The organism is Corallococcus praedator (assembly GCF_003612125.1).
Taxonomy (GTDB): Bacteria; Myxococcota; Myxococcia; order Myxococcales; family Myxococcaceae; genus Corallococcus; species Corallococcus praedator.
On record NZ_RAWI01000362.1, the window covers coordinates 1 to 9,513 of the forward strand.

The 9,513-nt window shown below is 69.3% G+C and carries 10 protein-coding genes; 7 read left to right on the forward strand and 3 right to left on the reverse strand.

What is annotated here, in order from left to right; genetic code table 11:
• The 6 genes from D7Y13_RS45970 to D7Y13_RS32600 form a co-directional block, all read left to right on the forward strand.
• Positions 1-450: protease (locus tag D7Y13_RS45970; protein WP_120630883.1), on the forward strand; the 450-nt coding region annotated here is incomplete at its 5' end.
• 103 nt (positions 451-553) lie between these two features.
• Complete coding sequence (locus tag D7Y13_RS32585; RefSeq protein WP_120585707.1) at positions 554-1,660, forward strand: isopenicillin N synthase family dioxygenase; 1,107 nt, start codon at positions 554-556, stop codon at positions 1,658-1,660.
• Positions 1,661-1,729: 69 nt separating this feature from the next.
• Entirely contained in the window at positions 1,730-3,007 is a 1,278-nt protein-coding gene (locus tag D7Y13_RS32590; RefSeq protein WP_120585708.1) for an MFS transporter, read from the forward strand.
• 205 nt (positions 3,008-3,212) lie between these two features.
• Positions 3,213-3,383 (forward strand): hypothetical protein, encoded by a 171-nt coding sequence (locus tag D7Y13_RS45975; protein WP_158620484.1) that lies wholly within the window; start codon positions 3,213-3,215, stop codon positions 3,381-3,383.
• 39 nt (positions 3,384-3,422) lie between these two features.
• Positions 3,423-3,986, forward strand: a complete 564-nt coding sequence (locus D7Y13_RS32595; RefSeq protein WP_120585709.1) for a class I SAM-dependent methyltransferase — start codon at positions 3,423-3,425, stop codon at positions 3,984-3,986.
• A 65-nt stretch (positions 3,987-4,051) separates the two neighbouring features.
• The gene (locus D7Y13_RS32600; protein WP_120537348.1) at positions 4,052-5,686 is read left to right on the forward strand and encodes a fumarate hydratase; all 1,635 of its coding nucleotides are present in this window, start codon (positions 4,052-4,054) and stop codon (positions 5,684-5,686) included.
• 27 nt (positions 5,687-5,713) lie between these two features.
• On the opposite strand, the gene D7Y13_RS32605 is transcribed toward D7Y13_RS32600, so the two are convergent.
• Positions 5,714-7,126, reverse strand: a complete 1,413-nt coding sequence (locus tag D7Y13_RS32605; RefSeq protein WP_120585710.1) for a ComEC/Rec2 family competence protein — start codon at positions 7,124-7,126, stop codon at positions 5,714-5,716.
• A 17-nt stretch (positions 7,127-7,143) separates the two neighbouring features.
• Positions 7,144-8,232, reverse strand: a complete 1,089-nt coding sequence (locus tag D7Y13_RS32610; protein WP_199732955.1) for a type IV pilus twitching motility protein PilT — start codon at positions 8,230-8,232, stop codon at positions 7,144-7,146.
• A 224-nt stretch (positions 8,233-8,456) separates the two neighbouring features.
• Here D7Y13_RS32610 and D7Y13_RS32615 point away from each other — a divergent pair, with 224 nt between their 5' ends.
• Positions 8,457-8,750, forward strand: coding sequence for an SPFH domain-containing protein (locus D7Y13_RS32615; RefSeq protein WP_120537345.1), 294 nt, complete (start codon positions 8,457-8,459; stop codon positions 8,748-8,750).
• A 116-nt stretch (positions 8,751-8,866) separates the two neighbouring features.
• Here the strand turns inward: D7Y13_RS32615 and D7Y13_RS32620 are convergent, their stop codons facing one another.
• Positions 8,867-9,241, reverse strand: coding sequence for a MarR family winged helix-turn-helix transcriptional regulator (locus D7Y13_RS32620; protein WP_233595948.1), 375 nt, complete (start codon positions 9,239-9,241; stop codon positions 8,867-8,869).
• Positions 9,242-9,513: the final 272 nt, after the last annotated feature.

The following is a 9,513-nucleotide window of genomic DNA, read 5'->3' on the forward strand; positions in this document are numbered from 1 at the left end:
GCCGTGACGACCCCGAACCTGGAGTGCACCCTGAGCGCCCCCGCGACGGCCCACGTGGGCGAGAGCGTGGAGGTCCTCTTCAAGCTCACCAACCGCTCCGCGCAACCGGTCTGGGTCCTGAAGTGGCAGACGCCGCTGGAGGGCATCCTGGGCACCGTGTTCCAGGTCACCCGCGACGGGACGGAGGTGCAGTACCAGGGCCCCATGGTGAAGCGCGCCGCGCCGTCCGCCTCCAGCTACGAGGCCCTGGCCCCGGGCGCCACGGCGGAGAACCGCGTGGAGGTGACGCAGGCCTATGACTTCAAGACGCCGGGCACCTACCGCATCACCTTCCGCGATGAGCTGATGGACGTGGCCACGCGCCAGGAGGACGTGCCCCGCCCGGGCGGCGACTACAAGCCCACCCCGGTGAAGTGCGCCCCGGTGGACGTGACGCTCACCGCGCGCTGACGGGCAGCTCCCGGTTTTCCCGGGAAGCGGGTGTCCTCCTTCAAGCGGGCAGGCATTGTCCCCCTCCTCATGAGGGCCCGGGCGCGATACACCTGGGCCCACCATGGCGGACACCTCCTCGATCCACATCCCGACGGTCGACCTCGCGGACCTCGCGTCGGGCGAACCGGCCCGCCTCGAGCGGGCCGCGGCGGCACTGCGCGAGGCCTTTGGCGTCTTCGGACTCGTGTTCGTGAAGAACCACGGGGTGGACGCGCCCGCGCTGGAGCGCTTCTACGACGCGTTCTCCGCGTTCATCGCCCTGCCCGAAGCCGTGAAGCGCCCCCTGGGCCGCGCGGACCTCTGGTACCAGCGCGGGTGGACGCCGCCCAACACGGAGGTCGCCGTCGCCGGCAACGGGCAGCCGGACTTCAAGGAGTGCTACTTCGCGGCGCCCACGCCCAACGACGCGCAGTCCGCGCTGGAGTTCCCGGAGCTGTACCCGGAGAACATCTGGCCCGACTCCGCGCCGCCGTACTTCCAGGACGGCCTGCTCACCATGGGCCGCGCGCTGCACGAGGCCGGGCTCAAGCTGCTGCGCGGCTCCGCGCTGGCGCTGAACCTGCCGGAGAGCACCTTCACGGACTTCTGCGACCGCGCGCCCCACGTCACGCGCGCGCTCCAGTACCTACCCCTGGGCCCGTCGCAGGTGAACACCGGCATCCTCTGGGGCGAGGAGCACACGGACTTCAACCTGCTCACGCTGCTGCCCGGGGGCCGGTTCCTGAACCCCGAGGGCCGTCCGGCGCCGAAGCCGGATGACCAGAGCGGCCTGTACCTGCGCACGCGCGCGTCGCCGGACGCGCCGCAGGGCCAGATGGTGCGCGGCACCGCGCCCGCGGGCTGCATCGTGGCGCAGGTGGGCCAGCAGCTGGAGATCCTCACCGGCGGCACGTTCCTCGCCACGCCGCACGTCATCACCGCGCCGGGCGTGCCGGGGTGGCAGCGCCAGTCCGCCGCGCACTTCATGCACGTGCACACCAGCACGGTGCTCTTCCCGCTGCCGGGCTTCCGCACGCCGGAGGCGGTGGGCAACTACGCGCCGCCGGTGCTCGCGGGCACGTACGACATCAAGACGCTGGTGGACATCGGCCTCGCGCCGCCCGCCGCGCTCGACAAGCTGGGCTACCGCCACTACGACCGGCTCAACCGGATGCGCGCTACCTCGTAGGGCTGTCAGGGGCCGCCACGCCTTGTGGCTGGCGGCGGAGGTCGGGCTGCGTTACAGCCCGACCCCAGCATGGCCAACGCCCTCAGCACGTCCGTCTTCCGGCATCGCGACTTCCGGCTGTATCAAATCGCCCGTCTGTGCGCGGTGCTCGCGGCGCAGATTGAATCGGTGGCCATCGGCTGGCAGGTGTACGAGCTGACCGGGAGCGCGCTGGCGCTGGGCTACACGGGCCTGGCGCAGTTCCTCCCCTTCCTCGCCTTCAGCCTGCTGGGCGGACAGGTGGCGGACCGCTTCGACCGGCGCCGCATCCTCGCCATCTGCCAGGCCGTGATGCTGGTGTGCAGCCTGCTGCTGTTGTCCTTCACGCTGGGCCACGTCACCGACGTGCGGTTCGTCTACGGCGTGCTGGTGCTGTTCGGCACCGCGAGGGCCTTCTACGCGCCCGCGGGCTCCGCGCTCACGCCGTACCTGGTGCCGCCCGGAGAGCTGACGCGCGCGGTGGCGGTGAACTCCACCACGTGGCAGGTGGCCACCATCGCGGGGCCCGCCGTGGGCGGCCTGCTCTACGGGTGGCTGGGCGGCAAGGGCGTCTACATCGCGTCCGCGTCGCTGTGCGCGCTCACGGTGGTGTGGATCCTCTCGCTCAAGGTCCGGACGGGCAGCGCGTCGCGCGAGCCCATCTCGCTGAACACGCTCGTCGCGGGCCTCCGGTTCGTGCGCCAGAAGCGCCTGCTGTTGGGCAGCCTCACGTTGGACCTGTTCGCCGTGCTCCTGGGCGGCGCGGTGGCGCTGCTGCCCATCTACGCGCGCGACGTGCTGCACACCGGGCCGTGGGGCCTGGGCCTCTTGCGCAGCGCTCCGGCCGCAGGCGCCGCCGTGGTGGCGGTGCTGCTCGCGTTCCGTCCGCTGGGTGGCAATGCCGGCTGGAAGATGTTCGGCGCGGTGGCGGTGTTCGGCGCGGCCACGCTGGTGTTCGGCCTGAGCACGTCGCTGCCCCTGTCGCTCGTGGCGCTCGCCATCGGTGGGGCAGCGGACATGGTGAGCGTGGTGGTGCGCCACACGCTGGAGCTGGTCTCCACGCCGGACGACATGCGCGGCCGCGTGGGCGCGGTGAACACGATGTGCATTGGCGCCTCCAACGAGCTGGGCGAGTTCCGCGCGGGCTCGCTCGCCGAAGCGCTGGGCGCCGTGCACGCCGTGGTGATTGGCGCCGTGGGCACCCTCATCGTGGTGGGCCTCTGGGCGTGGCTCTTCCCCGAGCTGCGCGATGTGGACCGGCTGGAGTCCGCCGCGCACCGGCCGCCGCCCGAGCCCACGCCCGAGCCCGCCGACGCGCCCTCCGTCTGAGCCACGCCCGGCGTGCAGGGGGCCCGCGCCCCCAGGTGAAACCCTTGGGCCTCCGAGCATTGAACGCCACGTGAGGGCCTTGTTGCCTGGAGGGCAACGCCCGGGTCCGCCGCTGTAGCGCGAAGGGACACAACCGGGTTCGTCCGACCCCCACCTTCCGAGTGCGCCCGGGCAACGGCATGGTCCGTGCTTGGTGGTGGGGCCCATGGGGTATTACTGGAACGTGATGGCACTCTCCGTGGGAGCGGTCTTCTGCTTCGTGTTGGGCCGGGCCCTGTTCGAGGGCGCTGAACCGGCCCCCGCCGTCGCGCGGGTGAAGCCCCTGCCTCCCTCGCCCGTGCGCCATGCGGACGCGGGCCACCACCCCCGCAAGTAGGGCCCCGGGCCCGGCCTCATTTGCGATGATGCGCGCCCGGTGAACGCGACGGGCACCCTCCTCTTCCTGCTGCTCTGGGCGGTGCTCCTCGCGGGGGCGCTGTCCATCGTCGTGTCCACGCTGCGCACCGGCGCGCCCCCCATGCCCAGCCCGCCCCGCGTGCGGCGGGCGCTGCTCGCGATGCTTCCGCGCGACACCACGGGCACGCTGCTGGAGCTGGGCGCGGGCTGGGGCGGCGTGGCCTTCCTCCTGGCCGACCACTGCCCCCAGGCCCGCGTCGTCGCCTACGAGCTGTCCTGGCTGCCGTTGCTCTTCATGCGGCTGCGCCAGCGCTGCTTCCCCCGCGCGAACCTCATCCTGCGTCGCGAGGACTTCTTCCGTGCGTCCCTCCAGGACGCAAGCTGCGTCATCTGCTACCTGTCCCGGGGCCACATGGCGCGCCTGGCGCCCCGCTTCGCGGCCGAGCTGCCCGAGGGCGCCCGCGTCCTGAGCCACACCTTCGCGCTCCGGGGGTGGACGCCCGCGCGCACGGTGCGGCTGGACGACCTGTACCGCACCCCGGTGTACCTCTACGTGGTGCCACCCCGGGAACAGGCCCGGTAGAGTCCCCGGCCGGGCACGCATGGCCCGCCCCTTCGTTCCACCCTTCCCGTGAGAGACGCGACGCGATGAGTGACTTCCAGTTCCAGGACATGCTGCCGCTCGGCAAGGACGAAACGCCCTACCGGCTGCTCACGAAGGAGCACGTCTCCGTGCTGGAAGCCGGCGGCCGGTCCTTCCTCCAGGTGGCACCGGAGGCGCTCACGCTGCTCACCCGCGAGGCCATGCGGGACATCTCGCACCTGCTGCGTCCCGGGCACCTGCGGCAGCTCTCGAACATCCTCCAGGACCCGGAGGCGTCGAACAACGACCGCTTCGTGGCGCTGGAACTGCTCAAGAACGCGAACATCGCCGCGGGCGGCGTGCTGCCCTCCTGCCAGGACACCGGCACCGCCATCGTGATGGGCAAGAAGGGCCAGTACGTCCTCACGGAAGGCGGCGACGAGGCAGCCATCTCCCGGGGCGTGTTCGACACGTACCTCACGTCGAACCTGCGCTACTCGCAGATGGCGCCGCTGGACATGTACCGGGAGGTCAACACGGGCAACAACCTGCCCGCGCAGATCGAGCTCTACGCCACCGACGGCGACGCCTACAAGTTCCTCTTCATGGCCAAGGGCGGCGGCTCCGCGAACAAGAGCTACCTGTTCCAGGAGACCAAGGCGGTCCTCAACCCGCAGAGCCTGCTGGCGTTCCTGGAGACGAAGATCCGCTCGCTGGGCACCGCCGCGTGCCCGCCGTACCACCTGGCCATCGTGGTGGGCGGCACGTCCGCGGAGTTCGCGCTGAAGACGGCCAAGTACGCCTCCGCGCGCTACCTGGACTCGCTGCCCACGGAGGGCAACGCCCTGGGCCGCGGCTTCCGCGACGTGGCGCTGGAGCAGGAGGTGCTCAAGCTCACCCAGCGCACCGGCATCGGCGCGCAGTTCGGCGGCAAGTACTTCTGCCACGACGTGCGCGTCATCCGCCTGCCGCGCCACGGCGCCTCCTGCCCGGTGGCCATCGCCGTCTCCTGCTCCGCGGACCGGCAGGCGCTGGGGAAGATCACCCGCGACGGCGTCTTCTTGGAAGCGCTGGAGACGGACCCGGCGAAGTACCTGCCGGAGGCGAAGGACACGGACCTGTCCGACGACGTGGTGAAGCTGGACCTCAACCGCCCCATGAGCGACCTGCGCGCGGAGCTGTCGCGCTACCCCATCAAGACGCGCCTGTCCCTGTCGGGCTCGCTGGTGGTGGCGCGCGACATCGCGCACGCGAAGCTCAAGGAGCGGCTGGACCGGGGCGAGGGCATGCCCCAGTACATGAAGGACCACATGGTCTACTACGCGGGCCCGGCGAAGACGCCGGAGGGCTACGCGTCCGGCTCCTTCGGGCCCACCACCGCGGGCCGCATGGACGCGTACGTGGATCAATTCCAGGCGGAGGGCGGCAGCTTCGTGATGCTCGCCAAGGGCAACCGCTCCCCGGCCGTCACCGAGGCGTGCAAGAAGCACGGCGGCTTCTACCTGGGCTCCATCGGAGGCCCCGCGGCCCGGCTCGCCAAGGACTGCATCACCAAGGTGGAGGTGCTGGAGTACGAGGAGCTGGGCATGGAGGCTGTGTGGAAGATCGACGTGGTCGACTTCCCGGCCTTCATCGTCGTGGACGACAAGGGCAACGACTTCTTCGCGAACATCAACAAGCCGTCCGCGAAGAAGGCCTGAGAAGCCCGGCGGCCTGCCGCCCGCGCCCTACTGCTCGCAGTCGAAGCCCTTGCGGTAGAGCGGGCGGCAATCGTCACAGACGTACCAGGCCTCGTCGTGCGAGCAATCCACCAACTGGCTCGGGTCAGGTGGGCCGCGTCCTCGCCTCTCGTTGCAGCCCACGCAGGCGCCCGTCCGCTTCGCATTGTCCGCGTGATCATAGACCAGCACGGCCGCCTTGCGCTTCGGCACCCGCGGCGCGCCTTGAGGTGCCTGCACCACGGTGAAGTTGGGCGGATCCTCCATGTAGTTGTGGATGGGGCTGCCGGGCCGGAACTCCACCTTCCGCTCCTGCTCGCTGAGGGAGAGCAGGGGCGCGAACGTGAAGGTCCCCGCCGTCCGCGCCCGCTTGGCCCGGATGCTCGGGGACAGCTCCGCGAGGCGGAACTCGGGATACTCGTCGTCGCGCAGGTGGACGATTCCACCCGGTGAGCATTGCTTCGCCAGGTGTTTGCGATTGGAGCAGATGTGCTTGTAGGCCCGCCAGGGCCCATACCCCTCGGGCGGTGGCCGCAGCACGAAGTAGCCGACCTTCGAGTCCGTGTGCTGCCGGCTCAGCTTGTCGTCCGTGTAGACGACGATGTGGCCCAGGACGCCATTCGTGCGATTGCTGCACGCCAGCCCCTTCGCGTGCACGGACAGCAGGGCGTCCTCATCGTGGAAGCCCTGCCGGGGATTGACGCAGTTGGTGGAGTAGACGCGCTGGACCGTGTCCTGGTCGCGCAAGAAGTCGAGGATCTCCTGTCGCGGGTGGCCGTGGACATGACGTCCCGCGGAGATGAAGGCCGCGGACGGGTTCAGGGCCTCGACGAAATCCTCCGAGGTGCTCGTCTCTGCGCCATGGTGCCCGACCTTGAAGGCACAGACGTGGGCGGGCAGCGGCAGCCGCTCCTCCATGGCCGAGGGAAGGTCGCCGCCGGTGTAGTAGATGAAGCTGTTCATCGTCAGCAGGCACGCGATGCTGGCCGTGTTGTCGTCCCGGATGTCGGGCGTCCCCACGTGGATGATCTTCAGCTCGCACCCGTCACTGTCGATGAGGAGCTCATCCTTCTCGGCGACCTCCCAGTCCACGTCCTGCTCCTCGCAGGCCCGCTTCAACCCGTCGAACTTCTCCGTGTTGTAACCGAACTTCGGCACCAGCAACCGTCCCACGTCGATGTCGCGCGACTCGATGACGGGGACCAGTCCCTCGTGGTGGTCGTTGTCGAAGTGGGTGCAGACGACGGCATCCAGATAATCGATGCCCAGCCTTCGCAGGCACCGGGCCACGTACCGGCCCCGGCACTTGCGGCCACCGTCGATGAGCACGTGGAAGTCCTCCCCCTGTCCCAGGAGGCTGATGAGCGAGGACTCCCCCTGGGAGACATCGAAGTGGATGATCCGAAGCCGTGTCGTGTACATCCCACTCCTTCACACCGTCAGTCGAACTCGAGCGCGCGCTGGAAGTCGGCGGGGTTGGAGGCCGCGCTCTGCGCCGTCTCCAGCGTGATGTCCCCGTTGCGGTACAGCTGCGTGAGGTGCTGATCGAAGGACTGCATGCCGAACATGTCGCGGCCCTTCTCGATGACGTCCTTCAATTCGCTGGCGCGGTCGTCGCGGATGTACTGCTCCACCGTCTTCGTCTGCACCATGATCTCCAGCGCCACCGTGCGGCCCTTGCCGGTGGCGCGCGGCAAGAGGCGCTGGGAGATGGTCGCCTTGAGGCAGTCCGCCAGGCGCATCCGCACCATGGTCTGCTCCTCCGCCGGGAACACCGACACCAGGCGGTTGATGGTGCGCGACGCGTCCGTGGTGTGCACCGTGGACAGCACCAGGTGGCCCGTCTCCGACGCCTTCAGCGCGATGTCGATGGTCTCCGTGTCGCGCATCTCACCCACCAGGATGACGTCCGGGTCCTGACGCAGCGCCGCGCGCAGCGCGATGGCGAAGTTCTGCGTGTCCGGCCCAATCTCCCGCTGGGAGATGGAGGACTTCACGTTCTTGTAGATGAACTCGATGGGGTCCTCGATGGTGAGGATGTGCAGGCTCTCCGTGTGGTTGATGTGGTTGATCATCGACGCCAGCGTGGAGCTCTTGCCGGACCCCGTCGCCCCCGTCACCAGCACCAGCCCGCGCTCGTTGCCGGCGATCGTCTTCAGCACCTGCGGCAGGCCCATGCCGTCGATGCTGGGAATCTCGTCCGGGATGATGCGCAGGATGCAGGCGAGCGAGCCCCGCTGCCGGTAGATGTTCACGCGGAAACGCGCCACCCCCGGGAGGCTGTAGGACGAGTCGCACTCCTGCACGCTGTCCACCTGCGCCTTCATCAGCGGATCATTCATCACGTGCAGGGCCACCTGCTTGGTGTGATCCGCTTGCAGCTTTTCCATCTTCAACGGCCGCAGCACCCCGTTCACCCGGTAGATGGGGGGGTCGCCAGGGCGGAAGTGGATGTCCGAAGCCCCGTTCTGGACGCCAACGGTGAGCAGCTTGTTCAGGGTGTTCAGATCCAGGGTGATGCCTCGCACGTCACGAATGGAGCGGAGGATTCTAGGAGAAGGCGCTCGATTCCCTCCAGGATTGCAGTGTGGGAAGCATTCTCCCAGCCCTGCTGTATTGATTCTCCCCGCAAAACCAGGAAGGCGAGTACCCCAGGGGATGGTGGAACTGTCCTCGACTGCTCACCAGTGGCCTTCCAGCCTGCCCAGGTGGCCCGGATGCCCTGCCTGGAGGCCATGGCGAACATCCGGGCATGAACGCACGAACCGAGCAGGCCGCTGGATACGAGGAGCTGTCTTCCGCTGACTTCGCCGCCCTGGAGGTGTGGGACCCCACGCAGGTCGTCATCACGCCGCGCATGGCGGCCCGGCTGTGGTTGCAGACGAGCCTGCGGCTGACGCGGGCGCAGAAGGAGCTTCACGACGCCATCTTCGGCAACGACGGCACGGACGCGGGGTTGGACCGCTTCGCCAGCGCCCGCGCGGAGCTGGACTCGGCGGAGGCGTGGGCCCTGCACGTGGCCCGCAACATCCCCCGTCATCGCTAGTCCCACCTTCTTCCTTCCCCCCCGGAAGTGACGCATGGGTGGCGGCGGGTCGGCCGCGGGCGGGAGCCCGTTTCCGTCCCGTCGTCACCCGTCGTCGTTTCCAGCGGTGGCGGGCGCTACTCGTCCTTGCGCGAAGGTCCGCACGGGTTTGGGCCTGGAGGCGCGGACGCGAGCCGCTGGAGGCCGCCCTGGAGCTTCTCCAGCAGGCGCGACAGCTCCTCGAACTCCTCGGGCGCCAGGTACGCCTTCGCCTCCTCGTCCAGCCACTCCGTCGCGCGCTGCAGGGCCTGGAACTCCTTGCGGCCCGCGTCGGTGATCTCCAGGCGCACGCAGCGGCGGTTCTCTCCCGCGCGGCGCTCCACCAGCCCATCCTCCTCCAGGCGATCCACCAGCCGGCTCACCGCGGGCGCGTCGATGAGCAGCCGCTCCGCGATGACCGCCTGGCTGTGGATGTCCAGCACGTGGATGTACTTCAGCACGAGCAGCTGCATCAGCGGCCGGTCCGTTTGCTCACCAACCTTCTGGCTGAGGAGACGGACCACAGCGCGTCGCGTTGATGCCACTTGCTCAGCGAGGGTCATGGGCGTAAGAGATGATTGCATTCAACAACGGTTGTCAATTACATCTTGACCGCGCGCAGGGGCCGGGGGGGTGTGTTTGCCACACGCCCACCGGAAAGTCCTGCCACTCCAGAGTATGGCCACCCCCAGCGCCCTTCTCGTTCTCCTCCTCGCCGCCGCGCCCCAGGCCCAGCCTTCCGCGC

What these genes read in the sequence shown, in the direction of transcription:
- D7Y13_RS32605 (WP_120585710.1), bottom strand. Translation starts at nt 7,126, where the DNA reads ATGTACACGACACGGCTTCGGATCATCCACTTCGATGTCTCCCAGGGG.
- D7Y13_RS45975 (WP_158620484.1), top strand. Translation starts at nt 3,213, where the DNA reads ATGGGGTATTACTGGAACGTGATGGCACTCTCCGTGGGAGCGGTCTTC.
- D7Y13_RS32620 (WP_233595948.1), bottom strand. Translation starts at nt 9,241, where the DNA reads ATGCAGCTGCTCGTGCTGAAGTACATCCACGTGCTGGACATCCACAGC.
- D7Y13_RS32600 (WP_120537348.1), top strand. Translation starts at nt 4,052, where the DNA reads ATGAGTGACTTCCAGTTCCAGGACATGCTGCCGCTCGGCAAGGACGAA.
- D7Y13_RS32590 (WP_120585708.1), top strand. Translation starts at nt 1,730, where the DNA reads ATGGCCAACGCCCTCAGCACGTCCGTCTTCCGGCATCGCGACTTCCGG.
- D7Y13_RS32585 (WP_120585707.1), top strand. Translation starts at nt 554, where the DNA reads ATGGCGGACACCTCCTCGATCCACATCCCGACGGTCGACCTCGCGGAC.
- D7Y13_RS32615 (WP_120537345.1), top strand. Translation starts at nt 8,457, where the DNA reads ATGAACGCACGAACCGAGCAGGCCGCTGGATACGAGGAGCTGTCTTCC.